This is a genomic window from Rhizobium sp. ZK1 (assembly GCF_047782645.1).
GTDB lineage: Bacteria > Pseudomonadota > Alphaproteobacteria > Rhizobiales > Rhizobiaceae > Rhizobium.
Genome location: NZ_CP180586.1, coordinates 731,991 through 753,073, shown reverse-complemented (window position 1 = coordinate 753,073; position 21,083 = coordinate 731,991). Strand labels below are relative to the sequence as shown.

Here is a 21,083-nt window from a genome sequence, read left to right as displayed (position 1 = left end):
CCCGCAGTGGATGCCGAAGGCTATTTTCACAGGCTTGACGTTCAGGAAAGGCGTGTGGCGAGACGGGAAACGGAACCATGCAGGATGAAGAATGCAAGCGGCAAGGGCCAGAAAAGGCAGGCGATCAGCCCTGCCATGCGGTGTATGGTCCAGCGATCATGGTTGACCCAGCCTTCCAGCAGGGTCACGCCCAAGGCGATCGCGGCGATTGCGCCGTATAGAACCAGAATCAAAGAATGAAACACCTGATGTCCCCGAAAAGCGCACTATTAAGCTTAGTGGCACACTAAAAATAAAGCACGGGTGATTCGTCGTCTTCCCCCAAATTGACTACAGCGCCGCGCGTCTTTTCGGACGCGCAAAGGACGCTGTAGCACCTTAAACTGCTGCATAATTTTCTCCTTAAATCGATTCCGATTTAAGGAATTATGCAGTAGGCGACGAACAGGACGATGAGACGGCAGGTTTTGATCCCAGACCGGATCCCGGACTTGATCATTCGTGCTCCGCCCCCCACATTTGCGCACGAAAAGAGATTGCCCCCGGCGAAAGGAGCACTCCATGGCCGAAACGACCACTAGCCCAAAAGTTCACAAAACCGATGCCGAATGGAAGGAACTGCTGACCCCCGAGCAGTACCGCATCACCCGTCAGCACGGCACCGAACGCGCCTTTACCGGTCCCTATTGGGATTCCTTCGAGACCGGTCTCTATCGCTGCGTCAGCTGCAATGCGCCGCTCTTCCGCTCCGATACCAAGTTCGATGCCGGATGCGGCTGGCCGAGCTATTTCGAACCGGTTTCGCCTGACGCCGTGACCGAACACCGCGACAGCACCTATGGCATGGTGCGCACGGAAATCCGCTGCGGCACCTGCGAAGCCCATCTCGGCCACGTCTTCCCGGACGGGCCGCCGCCGACCGGCCTGCGCTACTGTATCAACGGGCATGCGATGATTTTCGAGCCCGGCAAGTAAAGGAAAGCGGACCTCACCGGGTCCGCTTTTTTCATATCAGGCCAGCAGCGGGGATGAGCGGTGACCGCTGCCGCTCCAGCACGTGCTCGGCAGCGAGACGCCCCAGCAATGGCGCGAGGATGACGCCGGGATGGCCGACAGCAACGTAGGCGCCTTCGATCCCCGGCAGGAAGCCGAGCCGCGGCATTCCGTCGGAAAAGAAGGGCCGATAACCGGCGGCGGCTTCGACGAGCGTCACGCCTTCCGGCAGCGTCAGGCGCTCGTGCATCACTTTCAGGATGCGTTCGCCCACCCTCTCCGGCGCATTCTCCGCGGTATCGTCGATATAGCCCTTGGCGACATGCAGCATGTTGTCCGCCGACTGGCGGATCTCCAGGCCAGGGCCGCGCAGGATGCGGTTCACGACGGGCTGGGGGCAGCTGTAACGCAGGATGATCGAAGGCGAGGCTTCGACGCCGGTATGGAAGCCGGCGCTTTCTGCCAGCCTGTCAACGGCGGTTCCGGCCGTCAGGACCACGAGATCGGCTTCGACCATGCCGCCATCGACGAAGCGGACACCGGATACTCTGTCACCCGAAAGGATGAGGCTTTCGACCCTGCGACCGAACGTGGCAGTCGCACCGGAAGCGTCGATCAAGTCGCCCGCCAGCCCTGCAGGATCGAGTGCGAGATCACGAGCCGAGAAGATGGCGCGGGGCGGAGGCTGGCGCAGATTTGGCTCGCATGCGGCAATCGTCGCGGCATCGACCAGTTCGACATCCGTGCCTGCGGCGCGATGGGCGGCAGCGAAGGCCTCCGTCTCGGCGGCGCTTTGGAGCCAGAAGAGCGAACCGGGACGCGCAGCGGCAAAAGCCTCCGGCAGGTCGGCTTGCAAACGGGCATATTCGGCGAGCGCTTCCTGCACGAGGCTGTAATTTGCAGCTTCCGGCATGACGTTGATGATGTTCACCCAGCCGAAAGCGCGCGCCGTCACGCCACTGCCCGCTTTCGGACCCTCTTCCACCATATGAACGCCGGCTCCGCGCCCGGCGAAATGCAAAGCGAGCGAGGCCCCGACAATGCCGGCTCCGACGATGATGACGCGTGTCTTTGCAGATGCCATAGCGGAACTCCTCGTATAAAGCGGATTGCAGAGGTGCGCGCGGCTTAGGCGTGCCGCATGACAGAAGGATGAAAACGATGACCAACGTGCGGGAAATCCTGCGCAGCGAGCGGCTGGTGTTGCGGGAAATCACCGTTGCGGACATGCCGATGCTCGAACGCATCTTCGCCGATCCGCTGTGCATGCGGTACTATCCCTCCACGAAGGACGCTGCTGCAACACGCGATTTCTTCGACAGGCTCGCCTTCGGAAGCTACGAGAAGAACGGCTTCGGCCTCTGGGCGCTGATCGACCGTGAGAGCGGTGACATGCTCGGCGACTGCGGGATTACGCTGCAGGACACATCTCGCGGCATGGAGCCGGAACTCGGCTACCATCTCTGGCGGGATTATTGGGGCAAGGGTTATGCCACCGAGGCCGCGACTGCCTGTCGCGACCATGCCTTTTCGGTCATGGGCCTGTCGCGCCTCGTCAGTATCGTCAGCCTTGAAAATCTTCCTTCGCAAAAGGTCGCCGGGCGGGTGCACCAGCGACGGGAGGTCTTCAGCAAGCAGAACGCGGCAGGCGAGACGGTGGAGCGCTATCTCTATATCAGTGACAGAAAGCCAGATGCATGAGCAAGATTTCCGACGATCCCCTCTACCGCGACCCTTCACTGGCGCAGTTCTACGATACCGCCAATCGCTGGGGGCCGGATTTCGATTTCTGCATGAGGCTGGCGGAAGGCGCGCAGTCCGCGCTCGACCTCGGCTGCGGCACCGGCGAGCTGACGGCCGCGCTTGCTGCAACGCGCATCGTCGCCGGCGTCGATCCGGCTGTGGCGATGCTCGATATCGGCAGGGCGCGGCCGGGTGGCGATAGAGTGGAATGGGTCGCGGGTGACGCCCGCACCGTCCGCCTCGGGAAGAGATACGATCTCATCGTGCTGACGGGTCATGCCTTCCAGGTCTTCCTGACGGAAGAAGACCAGCGTGCCGCCCTTGCGACAATCGCCGTGCATCTCAACCCTGCCGGCCGGTTCGTGTTCGATACGCGAAATCCCGGTTTCCAGAGGGAGCGCAATGTACGCCACAGCAGCGTGCGTCAGCTCGAACATCAGGAGCTTGGTGTGATCGAGGCCTCGGGCAAGTCGCATTACGACGAGGCGACCGGCGTTCTTTCCTACGAGAACGGCTACCGCGTTCTTGCAACGGGCGAACGTTTCGCCGGCCGCTCGAAAATCCTCTATACTCCGCGCGACAAGCTCTCGGGTTTGATGCGCGATGCCGGACTAACTGTCGATGCGTGGTACGGCGATTGGGAAGGCAACCCCTTCCATGCGCAGTCGCACGAAATCATTCCGGTCGGGCGACTTGCCTGACAGGAAAGGCTCTGTTTTCAAGCAACTCCGGAGTTCAATTCTGCTCCTGCGGGCAGGGCCAACTGGAAGGGATGGAAAGCCCCGAAGGCAGTTTGGTGGAGGAATCGCCGCAGGCAAGGTCGATCTGCGCCTGCTGCAGGCCGGTGGCGGCGGACAGATCCAGCCCCTCGATGCGGGTCAGAAACATGAAGGCGCGGTCGAAACTGATCGGCCCTTCATAGCGCGCGCCCGTCAGATCGGCGCGTGAGAGATTGGCGAGCGCGAAGCTGACACCTGTCAGAACGGCCTTGTCGAAATTGGCGCGGCCAAGCTCGGCCTTCTCGAAATTTGCCTTTGTGAGTTGCGCGCCAGTGAAATCGGCCCGCTGCAATTCCGCGCCGGCAAAGCTTGCGCCATCGGCAATGGCCCCGGCAAAAGTCGATCGATAGGCCTCGATCTTGCCGAAGTTTGCGCCCTGAACGCTTGCTCCGGCCAGCGAGGCACGCACGAGGGTCGCTTTTTCCGCATTGGCGGATTTGAGGTTGGCGCCGCCGAGATCGGTCAGCGAGAAATCCGTGCCGGCGAGATTGGCGCCCTGGAGGTCGCTGCCCTGAAGCATCAGGTTCTTCTTGTTGCACTCCTGCCAGTCGAGCTCCGGCGAAGCCGTACTGCTGCAACTGGCAGCCACCGCCGGCAGCGAATAGGCCGCCATGGCCAGGAAAGCCGAAAGACCGAGCACCGAGCGTCCAAACATCAACCTCTCCTCCGCGAGTCGCGCCACCAGAGATTCCTACAAGGCGCAGACTACGATAAAAATATGGTTAGTCCTCGCCGGCAATCAATCTGGAGAAGGCCTCATCAGGCCTTCGGGACGCGCAATTCCATGCAGGTCAGATCGAGCCAGCGGCCGAACTTGATGCCGACCTCGGAAAAGGTGCCGGCGATGCGAAAGCCGAGCTTCTCGTGCAGCTTGATGGAGGCAGCATTTTCAGACTCTATACCGGCGATCATGACGTGGACATTGGCAGCACTCGCGCGCTCGATCAGCGCGCGCATCAGCTTTTCACCGATGCCGGCACCGCGGCAATCCTTGTCGACATAGACGGAATGCTCGACCGTGTGGCGGTAGCCGTCGAAGGCGCGCCAGTCGCCATAGGAGGCATAACCCGCGACCTTGCCGTCCGTCTCGGCGACGATGACCGGAAAGCCCCTGCCCTTGCGGGTCTTGAACCATTCCAGGCGGTTGTCGAGATCGACGAGCGTTTCGTTCCAGATCGCCGTCGTGTGCTCGACGGCGTGATTGTAGATATCCCTGACAACAGGAAGATCGGCTTCGGTGGCGTCCCGGATGAGAACGGTATCGGTCATTTGGCAGGCCTGGTTCGGAATAGTCTTGATTTTTCGGGCATACGCCGGGCGCGGGCCGATGTAAACGCCAGATATCACAAGGTGGGGACGGACAGGCTGAAGCAGGTCAGCACGGCCGAATAGTGCACGGCGGCAGCGGCCACCACGAAGCCGTGCCAAATGGCATTCTGGAAGCGCAACCTCTCCCAGACATGGAAGATGACGCCCAGCGAATAGATGATACCGCCGATGACGATCAGCAGCATTGAGGCATAGGGAATGCGCGAGGCGACGGGTCCCGCCACCAATATGCCGCTCCAGCCCATGGCGAGATAGAGCAGGATTGCCAGCCGGTCGTATTTGCCCGGAAAGACGCATTTGACGAAGATGCCGAAGGCGGCGATCAGCCAGATGAGGACCAGCATACCCCACAAAAGCGGATCGTCGGCGCCACGCTCCAGAAAGGGTGTGTAGGTGGCGGCGATCAGGATGAAGATCGCCGAGTGGTCAAACCGGCGCAGATACCATTTGGTGCGAGAAACCGGCCAGATATTATAGGAAAAGGAAATGGCAAGCGTCAGCACGAGCCCGACGCCGTAGATCCAAGCGGCGACGACCGCGCCGGCGGGGCTCCAGACGGTGGCGTAGAAGATCAGCACGGTGGCGCCGATCAGGGCAAAGAACAGGCCGACGCCGTGAACGATGCCGTCGGCGATCAGTTCATACCTGTCGTACGCCCAACGAATGCCGTTGATTTCGCCCATATACGAACCCTTACCCAGCGGAAGGGATCGTCGCATCGAATTGGCAAAGGCGCAACCGGACGCCTGGTGGCGTCAGGTTAAATCTTTGTGACGAACCATGCCCGATTTTGATGACCCAGCCTCACATGTCTGCCGCGCAATCCTCGCAAAGCGGCGTCTGCGGCAGGACCGCAAGGCGGGCTTCGGAGATCTGTGCCCCGCAGCGGGCGCACGTACCATAGGTGCCCCTGGCGAGGCGTTCGAGGGCGGCGTCGATGGCGCGAAGCTCGTCCTCGCCGGCCTGGCCGAGACCTTCCAGCACCTCGTCATTCTCGTTTTCGGTAGCGCGGTCCTCATCATCGGCGGGCTTGGTGCGACTGAGGTCCGCGTCGATCTTGCGCAGGCGCGCTGTCAGTTCGTGCCAGCGGTCGCGCAGGATCTTTTCCTGAGATTTCATATCCATGGCTTAATGTCCTATCGATCCACCAGCACCGAGCACTTGGCGTGTCGCACCACGCGATCGGCGGTGGCACCGATGAAATAATTGTAGATATCTGGAATGTGCGAGGCAATCATGACGAGATCGGCGTCATGGCTTTCCGCCGCGGCAATAATGCTGTTGGCGGGCGGGCCGTTGCGGACTTCGACGGTGGCCGGAATGCCGGTCTTGGCGACGAGTTCATTCAGCCGGTCGCGGCCTTCCTTCATGGCATCTTCTACGATGTTTCCCGGAAGCTCGACGGCGACGTAGGTGGGAATATCCTCAATGACATTGAGGAGGATGATCTCACCGCCATTGTCGAGCAGCTTTGCCGCCTTGCGGAAAATCTTCTCGCCTTTTTCGATGCCGCCGATTTCAACTGGAACGATGATCTTCTTGTACATGTGATCCTCCTTGAGGTGTTGATCTTCGTCATCAACCTCCTCCCTGGATAGATAAAGCGCATTGACTGATATCAAGTGGACGCGAGCTATCGTCAACGTCTGCAGAACGCTTCATCGTCAAAAACGAGCCTTCTGTGAACAATGGGAATGCGCCATATAGGGGTCAAGTACAGCAGCCGAGGGGAGCTTACAGGCGAATGGACCGGCGAAAATTCCTCGCGCTCGCTACGGGCGGCACACTTGCCGCCACCGCCAGTACGCCTTTCAATTCCTTGGCCAATTCTAGGGCCAATTCCAGGGCAGGAGACCACCCCATGACGTCATCAGAACGATCCTATGCGCTGACGCGCCCTGCCTATATTGACCAGTCGCATCTGGTGGTGAAAGACCTGGTCGCGGTCTCCGGTTTCTATCAGAAGATGCTCGGCCTTTCGGTGCTCGAAAGGACCGCAAGCGGCGAAGTCCTTGGCGTCGCCGGCCTGCCGCTTCTGACGCTGACGACCGACCGGGATGCGCGCGAAGCGCCCCGCAACGCCGCCGGCTTGTTTCACACCGCCTTCCTCATGCCCAACCGCACCGAGCTGGCGCGCTGGCTGCGCCATGCCGCGCATAATAATGTCATGCTCGACGGCGCATCCGACCATCTGGTCAGCGAGGCGATCTATCTCTCCGATCCCGAAGGCAACGGCATCGAAATCTATGCCGACCGGCCGCACGAGAGCTGGAAATTCCACCAGGATGGCATGGTGGAAATGGCGACGCTGCGGCTCGACCTCCAGGCGCTCTATAACAGCGCGCCTGATGATGCCTGGGGCGGCATGGTTGACGGCACCGCCATCGGCCACATCCATTTGCAGGTCGGTGACATTCCGCAGGCAGACGTCTTCTACCGCGACGTGCTCGGCCTGAAGCTGATGGCGCGTTATCCGGGTGCGAGCTTCTTTGCGAGCGGCGGCTACCACCACCATCTCGGCGCCAATATCTGGAACAGCGGCGGCGCCGGCACGCGCGCCGACAACATGACCGGGCTTTCCGACTACAAGATCCGCTTCAACGATCAGGAAACGCTCGGCAAGGCCGTCGCAAAGCTCGACGAGCTGGAGATCAAGAGCGAGAAGCGCAACGGCGGTGTCTTCCTTAGAGATCCGTGGGGTATCGGGCTTACGCTGTCGGCCTGAAGCAGACAAATGGCGTCGTTTCGGGCGCCATTTTCATTTGCAGACCTTGGCGTCTTCCATCCCTCAACGACGCGGCTCGATTGTCACTTCGCCGAACATGACGCGGCGCGTCAGCGGTTTGGCGAGGAAATCGTCCGGGAAGCCGAGAACGATGGCGCTTGCTTCGGCGAGGCGGGCGCGATGCTCATCCGACAGCACGACGTCGAGCGCACCAAGATTGTCTTCGAGCTGGGCCATCGTCTTGACGCCCATGATCGGCGAGGTGACCGCAGGATGGGTCAGCGTCCAGGCAAGCGCCACCTGCGCCGGCCTCCCGCCGATTTCAGCGGCAATCTCTTTGACCACGTCGGCAATACCGAGATTGCGCTCCGTCAGCGAACCATTGCCGGCGGCGACATTCTTGCGAGTGCCGACAGCGCTTGCCGTGCCGGCGCTGATATCGAGGTCAGCTATCTCTTCGATTACCATGTGTCGGACCATCTCACCGCCGGCCGGCTGGTCAGCATGCTCGGCGACTGGACGCCGCCCTTCCCCGGCTTCCACCTCTATTATCCGAGCCGGCGCCAGATGCCGCGGCCGCTGCGCGCCTTCGTGGATTTCATCGGGCGACAGCGATCTATCTGGACGCCAGCTCACGTCCTCCAGTAGGCGCCGCCGGGAAAATAGTTGACTAGGAAACAATATAGAAGTAGTTTCCTAGTCAACAAAATGGAGGCGACATGCGGCATCCACCAATCTCTGAGCTCACCTCGCATCTCGGTTATTGGATGCGGATGGTTTCCAACCAGGTGTCGCTGGCATTCGCAAAAAAGCTGGAGGCCAAGGATGTCACAGTTGCCGAATGGGTCGTGATGCGCGAACTCTACGATGTCGAGGCGCTTGCCCCGAGCCGGCTAGCGGAGCGCATGGGCATCACACGGGGCGCGATCAGCAAGCTCGCCGACCGGCTGATCGACAAGGCATTGATCGCGCGCAATGCCAGCCCCGATGACGGCCGGGCACAGTCACTGGCGCTGACTGCGGAAGGCCGGCGGCTGGTGCCGGAACTGGCCGCCCTCGCAGACACCAATGATGCGGAATATTTCGGCCATCTGCAGCCTGATGAAAGACAGATGATCGAAGACATGCTGAGGGCCATCGCCGAACGGCGGGACATACGCACCATACCGGTCGAATAGATCGTCAACACCACAGTCAAACGTTGAAAAGGAGCGCGCAGATGGATGCGCAACAGAGAACCATTGCCGAAGAATGCACTGCCGCGTCGGAAAAGGACCGCATGAGCTTTCCCCAGGTGCTCGGCGCACTCGCCGGCGCCGGCTTCGAGGGATATTTCGCCGATCTGCGCCGGACGGTGAAAATCTATTATCTGCCTGACGGCGAGAGCATCGAGGTTGCGACCGGCGGGGAAACCCCGCCCGTTGCAGAAGCCTTCGATTCCGCCGCTGTTGCCGGGGCCGTGCGGTGGGCGCAGGCAGCAGAAGCCGACTATTGCTACAAGGGTTTCTGCCAGAGGATCATGGCCGCCGGCTGCATGGGCTATCTCGTCTCGCTTCCCGGCCGCCGCGCCGTCTATTTCGGCCGCACCGGGGAGATGCATGTGGAGCATTTTCCGAACTGGTAGCTCGCCCGGCCCCGCGGAACCGGCAGCAGCCCTTGCGCGTTGATTGCCGAAGCAATGGGGCTTCGGGGACAGAGCGCACATGGACATCGCTGACGGCATCAAGAAACAGGCTGACAGGATCCGTCTTGGCGAGCGCCATACGAGCGCATGGGTACGAACGCTTCGGGAGGAGGCGGAGGAACTTCCGCCGGCTCCGGTCCGCCGCCTCGAGAAGGATGGGCTCGATGTCAGCATGGCATGGGCCATTATCGGCATCTTCGGCATCCTGGGGCTTGCCGCCGTCTATCTGATGTCGCTGATCCTGATCCCGATCACGCTCGCGGTTGTCGTCGGCATGATCCTCGGAATGGCAGCGGAAAAGCTTTCGAAGATGGGCGTGCCACGGCTTGCCAATGCGTCGATCCTTTCCATTAGCGTCGCGCTCATCGTCTTCCTGCTGATCAATTCGCTTGCTGGACCTCTGGCGACGCTCGCCAACGAGGCGCCCGACTTCATCGACCGCATCATCCAGCGTATCATGCCCTACCTGGAGCGGATCGAATGGCTTCACATCACACCTGCGACCTTCCAGAGCGGCCCGATGTCCATCGATGCGCTACTCGAAAACACCGGCAACGTGCTGCATGTGGTGACGACGAACCTGACGCCCGCTTTGGTGCAGGGACTTATCTTCTTTGTGGCACTGCTGTTTTTCCTTGCGAGCCGGGTGAGCCTACGTAAGACGATCATCATGACCTTTCGCGAGCGCGCACAACGGCTGGCAGCCATCCGCGTCATCAATGGTGTGGAACAGGCACTCGGCTTCTATTTCGCCACGGCCTCGCTGATCTACGTGGCGCTCGGTGTCGTGATGACGATCATCGCCTATTTTGGCGGGCTGCCTTCACCTGTTCTCTGGGGCTTCTTCGCCTTCCTGTCGAGCTTCATTCCCTATCTTGGCATCACCATGATGACCTTCGCAGTGGCCGTTGCCGGCATCATCGCTCATGATGGTATCGTCATCGGCCTTATCCCCGCTGCGGCCTTTTTCACCGTACATCTCGTGATGGAGAACCTCATCTTCCCCGCGGTCATGGGCCGGCGACTGGAGATCAATCCCTTCATCGTTTTCCTGGCGATCATCTTCTGGACATGGATGTGGGGGGCGGTCGGCGCGATGCTGGCGCTGCCGCTCTCGCTGATCGTCATGACCATCATCGATGAACTGCTGATCGAGGAAAGACCGCAACCGCAACTACCGAAGTGACCGCCAGCGACGATGGAAGATTGACTGATGCGGACTGGAGACGAACTGAGGTAAGCTTCAGCCCTACTCCGTCGTCTTGTCGTCGCCGGTATCGGCGACATCCTGCAGGCGGACGAACTCCGTACCCTTGGCCTTGAGGTCGACGAGCGCCCTGGCGACACCCTCGCCTGCCGCATGGGTCGGCTGGTTGATGTGGGAGATGACGACGTCGCCATCCCTAGCCGAGGAAATTCGCTTTTCCGTCACTGCAGCGCCGAGCAGCGAGCCGCCGTCGCCATTCACGGAGTAGCCGGCGATGCGATAACCCATGGCGCGGATCTGGCCGATGGCAGAGAGATCATATTTGGCGGTCGAACCGCGGAACCAGTGGGGCGCCGGAATGCCCGACGCGAGCATGGCGGCAGCACCGCCTTCGACTTCCTGCCTGACGGCATCGGGCGAACCGGCGGATGGGATGCCATAGACAAGCACCGGCTTGTCGATCGCCGGAATGTGCTTTTCGCCGTGGTTTTCCAGCTCGAAGAGATCGGGATTCCGAAGGAAGACGGCAACGGCCTTCGGATTGCGCTTCAGCCAGCGGGCGGTCACGAAGATCGTCGCGGGGATGCGCTCATCGACGAGCGTCGAGAGAATACGCTCATCGGCATCGCCCATGCAGGCGTCAAAGGTCAGCGCGACGCGGGCATGGCCTGCGATGTTCGAGCGAGCGATGTGCAGATGCGGCTCGACCAGTTTGAGACCCGCGGCCGCGGGCGGATGGGCAGGCACGGCGGGCGGAACTTCCGCGGCAAATGCCGACGAGGCGGCAAGCAGCAGTGCAGAGCCAAGAAGAAGATGGTTCATGAACAATCAGATTCGGTTGATATTTCAGCTGATATTAAAGCAAAGACTTAAAGCGGGCCATGTGGCCTGATGCCGCCCGGCAAAGCCCGGCTGGCGTCTCAATCTACGCGCATTCCTGTGCCTGTCACAGAAGTACGAAAGGGCAAAAGCTCAATCGTAGAGGTAATATTTGGTCCACTTATCCTTCGGCACCTTGTCCCCGATCTTGTACTTCAGGTCGCGCACATTGATGTGCTGCGGCCCGGTGATGCAGGTGTAGGACAGATGGTACCAGTCACCCTTGCTGCGGAAGACGGCGCCCGGCGCTTCGAGCCGGTCGTCGCTCGGGATCGGGTCCTTGAATGTGTAGGCGATGACCTTGTCCGGCCGAAAACCTGTGCCGTCCTTGTTGATGCGGCTCATGGCTTCGGTATCGCAGCTCTGCTCGAGGCGAGTGGCCGGATCCAGTTTTTCGAGCTGCTTCTTGATAGCGGGATCGACTGCAAGGGCGGAAGAGGCGGCAAGGCCAGCAAACGACATAAACAGGACCAGATGTTTCGGCATTGCGGAGAAACCTTTACTGTCATGCATTCTTCATACCGCCTGCGGCAGCCTGCCGTGGCCTGACGCGAGTGTAAGTTTCGCGTAGAGCTAGCGGACATTCTTAAACAATGTGGTGACATCAAGGCATCGTGCCGGCCATTTTGTCTCAATAAGGTTCACCGGCTGACGCTTGATCCTGACCTGCAGCACCTCTATCTCTTGCCCACCGATACCGCCCTTTACGGAGCTTTCCTTGACCGCTTTCAAGAACCTGCCGACCCCGCCCGCCGCTGAAAAAAGACCCGTATCCGATACGCGGCACGGCATAACGCGCACCGACGATTATGCCTGGCTACGGGCCGACAACTGGCAGGCCATGTTCAAGGATCCCTCCATCCTCGACCCGGATATCCGTGCCCATCTGGAAGCTGAAAACGGCTACATGAACGCGGCGATGGAAGACACCAAGCCGCTGCAGAAGACGCTGTTTGCCGAGATGCGCGGACGCATCAAGGAAGACGACAGCTCCGTGCCGACGAAGGACGGAGCCTATGCCTATGGCACGTCCTACGTGACAGGCGGCGAGCAGCCGCGCTATTTCCGCATCCCGCGCGATGGCGACGTGAAGGACGAGACGATCCGCGCCATCCTGCTCGACGGCGACAAGGAAGCCGCCGGCAAGGCTTATTTTCGCCTTGCCGGACTCGACCATTGCACCGACCACAGCCGCGGCATCTGGGGCTATGACGACAAAGGTTCGGAGTTCTTCACGCTGAGGGTTCGCGATCTTTCGACCCTCGAAGACCTGTCCGACGTGATCGAGAATACCGGTGGCGGCGGGGTTTGGGTGCCCGATGGGAAGAGCTTCTTCTATTCGGCGCTCGACGAGAACCACCGCCCGTCGAAGGTTTTCCACCATGTCATCGGCACGCCGCAGAGCGAAGACCGCCTGGTTTACGAGGAAGAGGATGCCGGCTTCTTCATGGGCGTCGGTGGTTCGCTGCTCGACGACTTCATCTATATCGACATCCACGACCACGAAACCAGCGAATATCGACTGCTCTCGACCAAGGATTTGACGGCCGAGCCGAAGCTGGTCGCCGTGCGCGAGGAAGGCATCGAATATTCGCTGACGGAAGGCGGTGACGTCTTCTACATCCTCACCAACGACGGCGGCGCCAAGGATTTCAAGATCATGGAAACGCCGGTTGACAAGCCGGGCAAGGAAAACTGGCGCGAGGTCGTGCCGCACAAGCCGGGCACGCTCATCATCAGCCATATGGCCTATGCCCGCCACCTGCTGTGGCTGGAGCGCAAGGACGGCCTGCCGCAGATCATGATCCGTGATCGCCGCACCGGCGAGGAACATGCGATCGCCTTCGACGAGGAAGCCTATTCGCTCGGCCTTTCGGGTGCCGCGGAATATGACACCGACGTCATCCGCTTCTCCTATTCCTCGATGACGACGCCCTCGCAGCTCTACGACTACAACATGGTCACGCGCGAGCGCACGCTCTTGAAGACTCAAGAAGTGCCCTCGGGCCACAATCCCGACGACTATGTCACCCGCCGCGTCTTCGCGCCGGCATGGGATGGCGAAAAGGTGCCGGTCACCCTGCTCTATCGCAAAGACACACCGCTCGACGGCACGGCACCCTGCCTGCTTTACGGATACGGCGCCTATGGCATCACCATTCCGGCCGGCTTCAACACCAACTGCCTGTCGCTCGCCGATCGCGGCTTCGTCTATGCCATTGCCCATATCCGCGGCGGCAAGGACAAGGGCTTCGCCTGGTACGAAGACGGCAAGATGGACAAGAAGACCAACACCTTCAAGGACTTCATCGCTGCCGCTGACTATCTGAATCAGGAGAAGTTCACGTCTTACGCGAACATTATCGCCGAGGGCGGATCGGCCGGCGGCATGCTGATGGGTGCGGTCGCCAACATGGCGCCGGAGAAATTCGCCGGCATCATCGCCGCCGTTCCCTTCGTCGACGTCTTGAACACCATGCTCGACGACACGCTGCCTCTCACTCCGCCGGAATGGCCGGAATGGGGCAACCCGATCGAAAGCCGCGAAGAATACGAACAGATCGCCGCGTATTCGCCCTATGACAATGTCGGCGCTAAGCCCTATCCGCCGATCCTGGCGCTCGGCGGCCTGACGGATCCGCGCGTCACCTATTGGGAGCCAGCCAAGTGGGTCGCGAAGCTGCGTGAGAAGACGACAGGCGTGGCGCCCATTCTGCTCAAGACCAATATGGACGCCGGCCACGGCGGCGCCTCCGGCCGCTTCCAGCGATTGGAAGAGATCGCGTTCGAATATGCGTTTGCGATCAAGGTGGCAGGCAAGATGTGAGGATTGGATGTGGCGCGCGGCGTGCGCGCCACATCATCAGGGGAGAGGGAAATGGCCGTCTATATCGCCCTGCTTCGCGCCGTGAATGTGGGCGGCACAGGCTCCCTGCCGATGACCGAATTGAAGGCGCTCTGTGAAGAGCTCGGCTTTGCCGATGTGAGGACATACATCCAGAGCGGCAATGTGCTGTTTCGCTCGGATGAGGCCGAAAAGGCGGTCGAGGAGAAGCTCGACGCGGCTCTCGGGAAAAAGATGGGCAGGCGGCCGGGCGTGATGGTACGCAGCCGCAAGGAGATCGACGGCATCGTCGCCAAGGCGCCCTTCCCCGAGGCCAAGCCCAATTTTCTGCTGGTCTATTTCCTGCCGGAGGCAGCCGCCTCCGATGCGCTTGACAAGATGGTGGCGCCGGATGGTGAAGAAGCGAAGCTTGCCGGGCGCGAGATCTATGTGCACTATCCCATCGGCTCCGGCCGCTCGAAGCTGAAGCTGCCGGCGCTGAAGCCCGGGACCTCCCGCAACCTCAACACCGTGCGCAAGCTCGCCGACATGGCGGCTGAGATGGAAAACAACTAAGGCTGCCCGCTGCCGCCTGCTGCACCATAGATCTGACCGGTGGCATAGCTCGCATCGGCAGCGGCAAGCTGCACATAGATCGAGGCGAGTTCGGCCGGCTGGCCGGGCCGTCCGAGCGGCGTATTGCCGCCGAACTTGACCAGCTTTTCCTGCGTCTGGCCGCCGCTCACCTGCAGTGGCGTCCAGATCGGGCCGGGCGCGACACCGTTCACACGGATACCTTTCGGCCCCAGCTGCTTGGCCATCGATTTGGTGAAATTCATCATCGCCGCCTTGGTCATGGCGTAGTCGACCAGATTGGCCGAGGGGTCGTAGGCCTGTTCCGACGTCGTCTGGATGATCGCCGATCCTTCGCGCAAGTGAGGCAAAGCCGCTTTTGTCAGCCAGAACATCGCATAGATATTGGTCTTCATCGTTGCATCGAAATCCTCGCTGGAGATATCGGCAAGCGACTGACGCTGCTGTTGGCGTCCGGCATTGTTGACGAGAATATCAAGTCCACCGAGCTGACGCACGGCTTCGGCGACGATCTTCCGGCAATAGTCTTCATCCCTGAGATCGCCGGGAAGTGCGACGCCGATACGCCCTTCCTTTTTAATCAGCTCGATCACCTCCCGGGCATCGGGCTCCTCATCCGGAAGATAGCTGATTGCTACATCGGCCCCTTCGCGGGCATAGGCAATTGCCGCGGCGCGACCCATGCCCGAATCGCCGCCGGTGATCAGCGCCTTGCGACCCTTGAGACGGCCACTGCCCCGATAACTCGTCTCGCCATGGTCAGGCCTCGGCTCCATGTCGCGGGCCAGCCCCGGAAAGGGCTGAGTCTGCGACGGAAAGGGCGGCTTTGGAAATTTGCCACGCGGATCGTTGAAGGTCTTATCGTTGGTGACGGGGTTGTCCATTGCGTGCTCTCCCTTCGGTTTGCGCTGCCGAACATAACAGCGCAGGCACCTATCGGTTCCCTGCCGAGAGAGATATGGCACCGCCTGCCTACAACTGCTCGCTGTCGCCGGCTGCGCCATAGATCCGGTCGCGCCTGACGGCTACGAGGGGCGACTCAATGGCCGGCAGGAACAGCATCTTGACGAAGGTGCGCAGCATCAGCACCTGTTCGGCAAGCGTGTTCGGCTCCTTCAGCGTCTTGGAGAGAACGATGCCGCCTTCCAGCACCGAGGAAACCATGTCGGCAAGCTGGTCGACATCGACGGGCTCGCGCGGCGTATAGACCTCCATGATTTCACGGAACATGCGGCCGAAGCGGCGGCGCCAGGCGAGCACGGCGTTGCGGTTGGTCTCCTGGATCTCGCGGTCGAAGAGCCGCTCGTAATAGCAGACGGTCGCCACGAGGCAGCCGGGATGGCCGTTCGGCAGGTCGGCCAGCAGTTCGGAGAGCAGTTTCAGGCCCAGCAGGAAGGACTGCAGCGGATCGTCCATCAGATCGCGCGCACGGCTGAAGATCTCATCATAGATGCGTTCGTCGTTTTCGATGTAGCGGTTGAGCAGCGCTTTTGCGAGCTCGTTCTTGTCCTTGAAGTGGTAGAAGAACCCGCTTTTGGTGATGCCGGTTTCGACGATCAGTTCCTCGATGGAGGTGCCGCCGAAGCCCTTCTGCAAGACCGCTGCTTCCGCCACATCAAGTATGCGATTCCGTGTTTCCTGGCCCTTTCGCATATGCCCCCTCCTGTACCCACGGTACAGTTTTCAGTGCAACAGGATCGGACCTGCTTGCGCGCCCGGCAGCATCGGCCCGTGCAAGGGATTGATTTCAATCCGCAAAATTCGAAACGCTCTGCAGTATACCGCAAGTCGCCTAGTTTGGCAGCCGAATAAGCGTCAGAACATCACCATCGATGGCAGTCATTTCAGGCGCCACGATTGGAGAGGCATCACAATGGCAAAGTACAGGCATGGGCTACCGCAGATAAATGGCGGCATCTTCATTAGCGATGGCGGCATGGAAACCACGATGATCTTCCATGAAGGCATTGATCTCCCACATTTCGCCTCCTTCGTATTGCTGGCTTCCGAAGACGGCCGTGAGCGCACGAAGAATTACTATCGCCGCTATCTGGATATTGCCCGCAGGCACGGCACGGGCTTCGTGCTCGACACCGCCACATGGCGCGCCAATCCCGACTGGGGTCAGAAGCTCGGCTATACGACCGAAGCCCTGCAGGCGGCAAACCAGCAGGCGGTCGACCTGCTCATCGGTTTGCGCAGGACCTACGAGCGGCCGGAACAGCCCATCGTCATCAGCGGCGCCATCGGTCCGCGTGGCGACGGCTACAAGGCGGGCACAATGAGCGCGGACGAGGCGGAGGATTACCACGCCTTCCAGATCGGCACTTTCGCCGGCACTGAGGCGGACATGGTCGCCGCCTTCACGCTGACCAATATCGACGAGGCGATCGGCATCGCGCGTGCGGCCAAGGCGCTCGGCATGCCTTGCGTCATCTCCTTCACGCTGGAGACGGATGGCAGGCTGATGACCGGCCGCAGCATTCAGGATGCGATCGAGACAACGGACGCGGCAACCGGCGGGTCTGCGGCCTATTACATGATCAACTGCGCGCACCCGACGCATTTCGAAGCCGCGCTTGATCACGGCAGCGCCTGGGTGAAGCGCATTGCGGGTATCCGCGCCAATGCCTCGACCATGAGCCACGAGCAGCTCGATAACAGTGACACGCTGGATGCCGGCGATCCTGATGATCTCGGCCGGCGCTATCGCAGCCTGCTTCGCCGCATGCCGCAGATACGCGTGCTCGGCGGCTGCTGCGGCACCGACCACCGGCATGTCGCAGCGATCTGCGAGGCATGCCTGCCCCAGGCGGCGTAAGGGCGCGAGCGAGGGCAGGATGATAAGCATGGTTGGGGCAATGATGCGCCGGCGCAGCTGGCGCGATCTATGGCTTGCGATCGCAGGGCGAAGGCCGCAAGCCGGTACGGCGACAGTCGTTGAGGTGGCTCTGCTGGATATGGATCTTGCGGCTTTCGGGAGCCTCGACGGCCGCATGGCCTACGGGCTTCAGGCGGACCAACGCAAGCGGCGCCCTTTGTGGCACAGGCGATTGCGGGAACCCGTCGGCCTTTGACGAAGGGAAGGCGCCTCAGTGTCCGGCTGCGGCGCCTTTCGTCCGTTTGCTCCTGTAGCCGCTGATCTCCTCGCCGGCAGTCGGCGAAAAGCGCAGGTTCCAGAACGTGGCGCAGATAGAGATCAAGGCGACGATGATGAAGGCCGCGGAGAAATCGCCAAGCTCAGGCGTTTCGACACCATTAAAGGCCATGGAGCCGTGCAGCGCCAGCGCGCCGATGCAAATGCCGAGCGAGAGCATCAGTTGCTGGAAGGTCGTGTAGAAGCTCGTGGCCGAACTCATCCGGTCCTGGCCGATCTCGTCATAGGCGATGGTATTGTAGGCCGTGAACTGGAACGACATGAAGAAGGCGCTGAGCACCAGCGCGATGAAGATCAGCGGCATCGGCCAATCCGGACGGAAGGCGGCGCAGAGGCCGTAGCCGATGGTGCCGAGAATGCCGTTGATAACAAGGCTTCGGCGGAAGCCGACGCGGCGGAAGACGGCTCGCGCCAGCGGCTTCATGAAAAGCGCGCCAAGCGCGGTGGAAATGACGATCTGGCCCGCCGCGGCAGCCGAAAGACCGAAGCCGATCTGAAAGAGCAGCGGCAGCAGGAAAGGCTGCGCGCCCTGGGTAATGCGCGTCAGCGAGCCGGCGATAACAGAGGTGCCGAAGCTCGGCACCTTCATCAGCGAGAAATCCATGATCGGGGCCGGATGCTTGCGGGCATGGCGCAGATAAGCGATGCCGAAAAGCAGGCCGATCGCGATGAGGAAGATCGCGAGCGAGCCCCGCCCCTCATGGCTCGACAGTTCGAAACCGAAGAGCAGCGAGCCGAGCGAGATGCCTGAGAGGATGAAGCCGATCGTGTCGAAGGGGCCGGCAGCCTTGCCCTTCACCTCGTCGATGTAGATCGAGACGAAGATCATGCCGATGATGCCGATCGGCACGTTGATGTAGAAGATCCAGCGCCAGTCGAGATAGGTGACGATGAAGCCGCCGAGCGGCGGGCCGACGATCGGGCCGATCAGCGCCGGCACCAAGAGCCAGGACATGGCGCTGACCATATCCTTGCGGTCGACGCTGCGCATCAGCACCAGACGACCGACGGGCATCATCATGGCGCCGCCGATGCCCTGCAGCAGGCGGGCGAGCACGAGGAACGGCAAGGTGGGCGCGAAGGCACAGAGGATGGAGCCGATAACGAAGACGGCGATGGCCGAGCGGAAGACGGTGCGCGAACCGAAACTGTCGGCCATGCGGCCGCTGGCGGGAATGAAGATCGCCAGACTGAGCAGGTAGGAGGTCAGGGCAATCGACATGGCCGGTGCGTCGACGCCGAAATCGCGCGCCATTGTCGGCAGCGCGGTCGCCAGCACGGTTGCATCGACGTTTTCCATGAGCATGGCACTCGCGACAATCATCGCGATCACCCGGAAATTGGGTGCTGCGCGCCGAACCATCGGCGCATGATAGATCTGATCCGACATCGTCAGGGATCACTCGCAGTGGCGCAGCGGAGCACACAGGGCGACAGGGCCGCGGGGATGACATGGCAAAAATGCCAAGAGGAGATGGTTTTGCTATACGCCTGCAATCATGGCGGCGCTATGTCTTTTATGGCAAATCTGCATTGCCGAGAGGTAAAGGCAGATCACCATTCCTTGCACCTTATTGCCCTTCGTGAAGGGTGGTTTGCGGGCAAAATCGGCTTGCGTGACCGCACCTGCGGCCCTACCTATTAGCCATGACCTCCGCCCTGCAGAAAAACCGGCCAGACACGGCCTTTTCATTCGACAACAGCTATGCGCGGTTGCCTCAGCGCTTCTTTGCGACACAGGTTCCGACGCAGGTAGCAGAACCCTGGCTGATCAAGCTCAACGAGCCGCTGGCGGAAGAACTGAGACTCGACGTCGAAGCCCTGAGGCGTGACGGCGCGGCGATCTTTTCCGGCAACCTCGTCCCCCATGGCGCCGCGCCGCTGGCGATGGCCTATGCCGGCCACCAGTTCGGCCAGTTCGTGCCGCTGCTCGGCGACGGGCGGGCGATCCTGCTCGGAGAGGTGATCGACCGCAATGGCCGGCGCCGCGATATCCAGCTCAAGGGTGCGGGGCAGACTCCCTTTTCTCGCCGCGGTGACGGGCGGGCGGCTCTCGGCCCGGTCCTGCGCGAATATATCATCAGCGAGGCAATGTTTGCGCTCGGCATTCCCGCCACCAGAGCGCTTGCCGCGGTGCTGACCGGCGAAGGCGTGCGGCGTGAAGAGATCTTGCCGGGCGCGGTCTTCACCCGCGTGGCGGCAAGCCATATCCGCGTCGGCACCTTCCAGTATCTTGCCGCGACCAGTGACGAGGATGGCATCAAGGCGCTCGCCGATCATGTCATCGAACGGCATTATCCCGAGCTGAAGACAGCGGAAAATCCCTATCTCGCGCTCTATGAGGCGGTCTGCGAGCGGCAGGCGGCACTGATCGCCCGATGGCTGCAGGTCGGCTTCATCCATGGGGTGATGAACACCGACAATATGACGATCTCGGGCGAGACGATCGATTTCGGTCCCTGTGCCTTCGTGGATGCCTATGATCCGATGACGGTCTTCTCGTCCATCGACCAGCATGGGCGTTACGCCTATGCCAACCAGCCAGGCATCGGACAATGGAACCTCGCGCGGCTCGGCGAGGCGCTGCTGCCGCTGATTGATGCAGACAAAGACAAGGCGATCGAGCACGCCAACGCCATCATCAAGGCCTATGGCGAGCGCTTCCACGCCCATTGGCTGCGGGGCATGCGCGGCAAGATCGGGCTGATCTCGGCTGAAGACGGCGATCTGGAACTTATCCAGGCGCTGCTGGCACTGATGCAGGCACAGAGCGCGGACTTTACCCTGACGTTCCGGCGGCTTTCCGCACTTGCGGACGATCCCGAGGCAGAGACCGAATTCACTTCGACCTTCCGCGAACCGGCCGCCACTGCCGAATGGCTGGCGCACTGGCGCGAACGCCTGTTGCGCGATCCGCAGGCGCCAACCGAGCGCGCTGCGGCCATGCGCCAAGTGAACCCCGCCTTCATTCCTCGCAATCACCGTGTCGAACAGGCGATCGAGGCGGCCGTGGAGGATGGCGATTTTTCGCTTTTCGAGGCGCTGCTGGCAGTGCTTTCGCACCCCCATGACGAGCAGCCGGCATTTGCGGCCTATATGGACCCGCCGAAGCCCGAAGAGCGAGTGTTCCAGACCTTCTGCGGAACCTGATTTCAACCAACAACATATT

At 61.1% G+C, this 21,083-nt stretch carries 26 protein-coding genes; 13 read left to right on the top strand and 13 right to left on the bottom strand.

From position 1 onward, the window contains the following. Positions 1 to 41 precede the first annotated feature (41 nt). Positions 42 to 245 (bottom strand): hypothetical protein, encoded by a 204-nt coding sequence (locus ACK9YZ_RS03865; protein WP_416065739.1) that lies wholly within the window; start codon positions 243 to 245, stop codon positions 42 to 44. A gap of 316 nt (positions 246 to 561) precedes the next feature. Between ACK9YZ_RS03865 and msrB the strand changes: the two genes are divergently transcribed. After that, complete coding sequence (gene msrB / locus ACK9YZ_RS03860; RefSeq protein WP_216757407.1) at positions 562 to 975, top strand: peptide-methionine (R)-S-oxide reductase MsrB; 414 nt, start codon at positions 562 to 564, stop codon at positions 973 to 975. Between the two features lie 31 nt (positions 976 to 1,006). Here msrB and ACK9YZ_RS03855 read toward each other — a convergent pair whose 3' ends face one another. Further along, positions 1,007 to 2,077 (bottom strand): NAD(P)/FAD-dependent oxidoreductase, encoded by a 1,071-nt coding sequence (locus ACK9YZ_RS03855; RefSeq protein WP_416065738.1) that lies wholly within the window; start codon positions 2,075 to 2,077, stop codon positions 1,007 to 1,009. Between the two features lie 77 nt (positions 2,078 to 2,154). On the opposite strand from ACK9YZ_RS03855, the gene ACK9YZ_RS03850 reads away from it, so the two are divergent. Together ACK9YZ_RS03850 and ACK9YZ_RS03845 are read left to right on the top strand one after the other, a co-directional pair. Continuing rightward, positions 2,155 to 2,694, top strand: coding sequence for a GNAT family N-acetyltransferase (locus tag ACK9YZ_RS03850; RefSeq protein ID WP_416065737.1), 540 nt, complete (start codon positions 2,155 to 2,157; stop codon positions 2,692 to 2,694). After that, positions 2,691 to 3,437: a class I SAM-dependent methyltransferase gene (locus ACK9YZ_RS03845; RefSeq protein WP_416065736.1), complete on the top strand. Its 747-nt coding sequence runs from the start codon at positions 2,691 to 2,693 to the stop codon at positions 3,435 to 3,437. Before ACK9YZ_RS03850 ends, ACK9YZ_RS03845 begins: the two co-directional genes overlap by 4 nt. A 34-nt stretch (positions 3,438 to 3,471) precedes the next feature. Here the strand turns inward: ACK9YZ_RS03845 and ACK9YZ_RS03840 are convergent, their stop codons facing one another. From ACK9YZ_RS03840 to ACK9YZ_RS03820, 5 genes are all read right to left on the bottom strand, one after another. Then, the gene (locus tag ACK9YZ_RS03840) at positions 3,472 to 4,170 is read right to left on the bottom strand and encodes a pentapeptide repeat-containing protein (protein ID WP_216757403.1); all 699 of its coding nucleotides are present in this window, start codon (positions 4,168 to 4,170) and stop codon (positions 3,472 to 3,474) included. Positions 4,171 to 4,274: 104 nt separating this feature from the next. Continuing rightward, entirely contained in the window at positions 4,275 to 4,784 is a 510-nt protein-coding gene (locus tag ACK9YZ_RS03835) for a GNAT family N-acetyltransferase (RefSeq protein WP_216757402.1), read from the bottom strand. Between the two features lie 74 nt (positions 4,785 to 4,858). After that, complete coding sequence (gene trhA / locus ACK9YZ_RS03830) at positions 4,859 to 5,527, bottom strand: PAQR family membrane homeostasis protein TrhA (RefSeq protein ID WP_216757401.1); 669 nt, start codon at positions 5,525 to 5,527, stop codon at positions 4,859 to 4,861. A gap of 121 nt (positions 5,528 to 5,648) precedes the next feature. Further along, positions 5,649 to 5,969 (bottom strand): TraR/DksA family transcriptional regulator, encoded by a 321-nt coding sequence (locus ACK9YZ_RS03825; RefSeq protein ID WP_216757400.1) that lies wholly within the window; start codon positions 5,967 to 5,969, stop codon positions 5,649 to 5,651. An 11-nt stretch (positions 5,970 to 5,980) separates the two neighbouring features. Continuing rightward, entirely contained in the window at positions 5,981 to 6,391 is a 411-nt protein-coding gene (locus tag ACK9YZ_RS03820; protein WP_416065735.1) for a universal stress protein, read from the bottom strand. Positions 6,392 to 6,588: 197 nt separating this feature from the next. Here ACK9YZ_RS03820 and ACK9YZ_RS03815 point away from each other — a divergent pair, with 197 nt between their 5' ends. Continuing rightward, the gene (locus ACK9YZ_RS03815; protein WP_416065734.1) at positions 6,589 to 7,569 is read left to right on the top strand and encodes a VOC family protein; all 981 of its coding nucleotides are present in this window, start codon (positions 6,589 to 6,591) and stop codon (positions 7,567 to 7,569) included. A 63-nt stretch (positions 7,570 to 7,632) separates the two neighbouring features. Here ACK9YZ_RS03815 and ACK9YZ_RS03810 read toward each other — a convergent pair whose 3' ends face one another. Further along, the gene (locus tag ACK9YZ_RS03810) at positions 7,633 to 8,037 is read right to left on the bottom strand and encodes an aldo/keto reductase (RefSeq protein ID WP_416065733.1); all 405 of its coding nucleotides are present in this window, start codon (positions 8,035 to 8,037) and stop codon (positions 7,633 to 7,635) included. Here ACK9YZ_RS03810 and ACK9YZ_RS03805 point away from each other — a divergent pair, their 5' ends adjacent. From ACK9YZ_RS03805 to ACK9YZ_RS03790, 4 genes are all read left to right on the top strand, one after another. Further along, positions 8,038 to 8,217, top strand: coding sequence for a hypothetical protein (locus ACK9YZ_RS03805; protein ID WP_416065732.1), 180 nt, complete (start codon positions 8,038 to 8,040; stop codon positions 8,215 to 8,217). 71 nt (positions 8,218 to 8,288) lie between these two features. Beyond that, a complete protein-coding gene (locus tag ACK9YZ_RS03800) occupies positions 8,289 to 8,747 on the top strand; it encodes a MarR family winged helix-turn-helix transcriptional regulator (RefSeq protein WP_416065731.1) in 459 nt (152 codons plus the stop codon). A gap of 41 nt (positions 8,748 to 8,788) precedes the next feature. After that, positions 8,789 to 9,193 carry a DUF1398 domain-containing protein gene (locus ACK9YZ_RS03795; RefSeq protein WP_416065730.1) on the top strand — a complete coding sequence of 135 codons (405 nt, stop codon included), beginning with the start codon at positions 8,789 to 8,791 and terminating at the stop codon, positions 9,191 to 9,193. Positions 9,194 to 9,272: 79 nt separating this feature from the next. Next, positions 9,273 to 10,439, top strand: a complete 1,167-nt coding sequence (locus ACK9YZ_RS03790) for an AI-2E family transporter (RefSeq protein ID WP_416065729.1) — start codon at positions 9,273 to 9,275, stop codon at positions 10,437 to 10,439. 63 nt (positions 10,440 to 10,502) lie between these two features. Here ACK9YZ_RS03790 and ACK9YZ_RS03785 read toward each other — a convergent pair whose 3' ends face one another. Continuing rightward, on the bottom strand, positions 10,503 to 11,282 hold the full coding sequence (locus tag ACK9YZ_RS03785) for a polysaccharide deacetylase family protein (RefSeq protein ID WP_216757394.1): 780 nt from the start codon (positions 11,280 to 11,282) through the stop codon (positions 10,503 to 10,505). 150 nt (positions 11,283 to 11,432) lie between these two features. Next, a complete protein-coding gene (locus ACK9YZ_RS03780) occupies positions 11,433 to 11,825 on the bottom strand; it encodes a DUF930 domain-containing protein (RefSeq protein WP_416066809.1) in 393 nt (130 codons plus the stop codon). Positions 11,826 to 12,057: 232 nt separating this feature from the next. On the opposite strand from ACK9YZ_RS03780, the gene ACK9YZ_RS03775 reads away from it, so the two are divergent. Together ACK9YZ_RS03775 and ACK9YZ_RS03770 are read left to right on the top strand one after the other, a co-directional pair. After that, a complete protein-coding gene (locus ACK9YZ_RS03775; protein ID WP_416065728.1) occupies positions 12,058 to 14,166 on the top strand; it encodes a S9 family peptidase in 2,109 nt (702 codons plus the stop codon). A 51-nt stretch (positions 14,167 to 14,217) separates the two neighbouring features. Next, a complete protein-coding gene (locus tag ACK9YZ_RS03770; RefSeq protein WP_416065727.1) occupies positions 14,218 to 14,739 on the top strand; it encodes a DUF1697 domain-containing protein in 522 nt (173 codons plus the stop codon). Here ACK9YZ_RS03770 and ACK9YZ_RS03765 read toward each other — a convergent pair. Further along, entirely contained in the window at positions 14,736 to 15,641 is a 906-nt protein-coding gene (locus ACK9YZ_RS03765; protein ID WP_216757391.1) for an SDR family oxidoreductase, read from the bottom strand. The two genes, ACK9YZ_RS03770 and ACK9YZ_RS03765, sit on opposite strands and share 4 nt — an antisense overlap. Positions 15,642 to 15,729: 88 nt before the next feature. After that, positions 15,730 to 16,410, bottom strand: a complete 681-nt coding sequence (locus ACK9YZ_RS03760; protein ID WP_416065726.1) for a TetR/AcrR family transcriptional regulator — start codon at positions 16,408 to 16,410, stop codon at positions 15,730 to 15,732. Between the two features lie 220 nt (positions 16,411 to 16,630). Between ACK9YZ_RS03760 and ACK9YZ_RS03755 the strand changes: the two genes are divergently transcribed. Next, a complete protein-coding gene (locus ACK9YZ_RS03755; RefSeq protein WP_416065725.1) occupies positions 16,631 to 17,578 on the top strand; it encodes a homocysteine S-methyltransferase family protein in 948 nt (315 codons plus the stop codon). Positions 17,579 to 17,606: 28 nt separating this feature from the next. Beyond that, positions 17,607 to 17,834 (top strand): hypothetical protein, encoded by a 228-nt coding sequence (locus ACK9YZ_RS03750; protein ID WP_416065724.1) that lies wholly within the window; start codon positions 17,607 to 17,609, stop codon positions 17,832 to 17,834. Positions 17,835 to 17,849: 15 nt separating this feature from the next. On the opposite strand, the gene ACK9YZ_RS03745 is transcribed toward ACK9YZ_RS03750, so the two are convergent. Then, the gene (locus ACK9YZ_RS03745) at positions 17,850 to 19,304 is read right to left on the bottom strand and encodes an MDR family MFS transporter (RefSeq protein WP_416065723.1); all 1,455 of its coding nucleotides are present in this window, start codon (positions 19,302 to 19,304) and stop codon (positions 17,850 to 17,852) included. Positions 19,305 to 19,561: 257 nt separating this feature from the next. Here ACK9YZ_RS03745 and ACK9YZ_RS03740 point away from each other — a divergent pair, with 257 nt between their 5' ends. After that, a complete protein-coding gene (locus tag ACK9YZ_RS03740) occupies positions 19,562 to 21,064 on the top strand; it encodes a protein adenylyltransferase SelO (protein WP_416065722.1) in 1,503 nt (500 codons plus the stop codon). The last annotated feature ends 19 nt before the right edge of the window (positions 21,065 to 21,083 follow it).

Coding starts and splice junctions, on each gene's coding strand:
- msrB (WP_216757407.1), top strand. CDS start 562: ATGGCCGAAACGACCACTAGCCCAAAAGTTCACAAAACCGATGCCGAA.
- ACK9YZ_RS03855 (WP_416065738.1), bottom strand. CDS start 2,077: ATGGCATCTGCAAAGACACGCGTCATCATCGTCGGAGCCGGCATTGTC.
- ACK9YZ_RS03850 (WP_416065737.1), top strand. CDS start 2,155: ATGACCAACGTGCGGGAAATCCTGCGCAGCGAGCGGCTGGTGTTGCGG.
- ACK9YZ_RS03845 (WP_416065736.1), top strand. CDS start 2,691: ATGAGCAAGATTTCCGACGATCCCCTCTACCGCGACCCTTCACTGGCG.
- ACK9YZ_RS03840 (WP_216757403.1), bottom strand. CDS start 4,170: ATGTTTGGACGCTCGGTGCTCGGTCTTTCGGCTTTCCTGGCCATGGCG.
- ACK9YZ_RS03835 (WP_216757402.1), bottom strand. CDS start 4,784: ATGACCGATACCGTTCTCATCCGGGACGCCACCGAAGCCGATCTTCCT.
- trhA (WP_216757401.1), bottom strand. CDS start 5,527: ATGGGCGAAATCAACGGCATTCGTTGGGCGTACGACAGGTATGAACTG.
- ACK9YZ_RS03825 (WP_216757400.1), bottom strand. CDS start 5,969: ATGGATATGAAATCTCAGGAAAAGATCCTGCGCGACCGCTGGCACGAA.
- ACK9YZ_RS03820 (WP_416065735.1), bottom strand. CDS start 6,391: ATGTACAAGAAGATCATCGTTCCAGTTGAAATCGGCGGCATCGAAAAA.
- ACK9YZ_RS03815 (WP_416065734.1), top strand. CDS start 6,589: ATGGACCGGCGAAAATTCCTCGCGCTCGCTACGGGCGGCACACTTGCC.
- ACK9YZ_RS03810 (WP_416065733.1), bottom strand. CDS start 8,037: ATGGTAATCGAAGAGATAGCTGACCTCGATATCAGCGCCGGCACGGCA.
- ACK9YZ_RS03800 (WP_416065731.1), top strand. CDS start 8,289: ATGCGGCATCCACCAATCTCTGAGCTCACCTCGCATCTCGGTTATTGG.
- ACK9YZ_RS03795 (WP_416065730.1), top strand. CDS start 8,789: ATGGATGCGCAACAGAGAACCATTGCCGAAGAATGCACTGCCGCGTCG.
- ACK9YZ_RS03790 (WP_416065729.1), top strand. CDS start 9,273: ATGGACATCGCTGACGGCATCAAGAAACAGGCTGACAGGATCCGTCTT.
- ACK9YZ_RS03785 (WP_216757394.1), bottom strand. CDS start 11,282: ATGAACCATCTTCTTCTTGGCTCTGCACTGCTGCTTGCCGCCTCGTCG.
- ACK9YZ_RS03780 (WP_416066809.1), bottom strand. CDS start 11,825: ATGCCGAAACATCTGGTCCTGTTTATGTCGTTTGCTGGCCTTGCCGCC.
- ACK9YZ_RS03770 (WP_416065727.1), top strand. CDS start 14,218: ATGGCCGTCTATATCGCCCTGCTTCGCGCCGTGAATGTGGGCGGCACA.
- ACK9YZ_RS03765 (WP_216757391.1), bottom strand. CDS start 15,641: ATGGACAACCCCGTCACCAACGATAAGACCTTCAACGATCCGCGTGGC.
- ACK9YZ_RS03760 (WP_416065726.1), bottom strand. CDS start 16,410: ATGCGAAAGGGCCAGGAAACACGGAATCGCATACTTGATGTGGCGGAA.
- ACK9YZ_RS03755 (WP_416065725.1), top strand. CDS start 16,631: ATGGCAAAGTACAGGCATGGGCTACCGCAGATAAATGGCGGCATCTTC.
- ACK9YZ_RS03750 (WP_416065724.1), top strand. CDS start 17,607: ATGGTTGGGGCAATGATGCGCCGGCGCAGCTGGCGCGATCTATGGCTT.
- ACK9YZ_RS03745 (WP_416065723.1), bottom strand. CDS start 19,304: ATGTCGGATCAGATCTATCATGCGCCGATGGTTCGGCGCGCAGCACCC.
- ACK9YZ_RS03740 (WP_416065722.1), top strand. CDS start 19,562: ATGACCTCCGCCCTGCAGAAAAACCGGCCAGACACGGCCTTTTCATTC.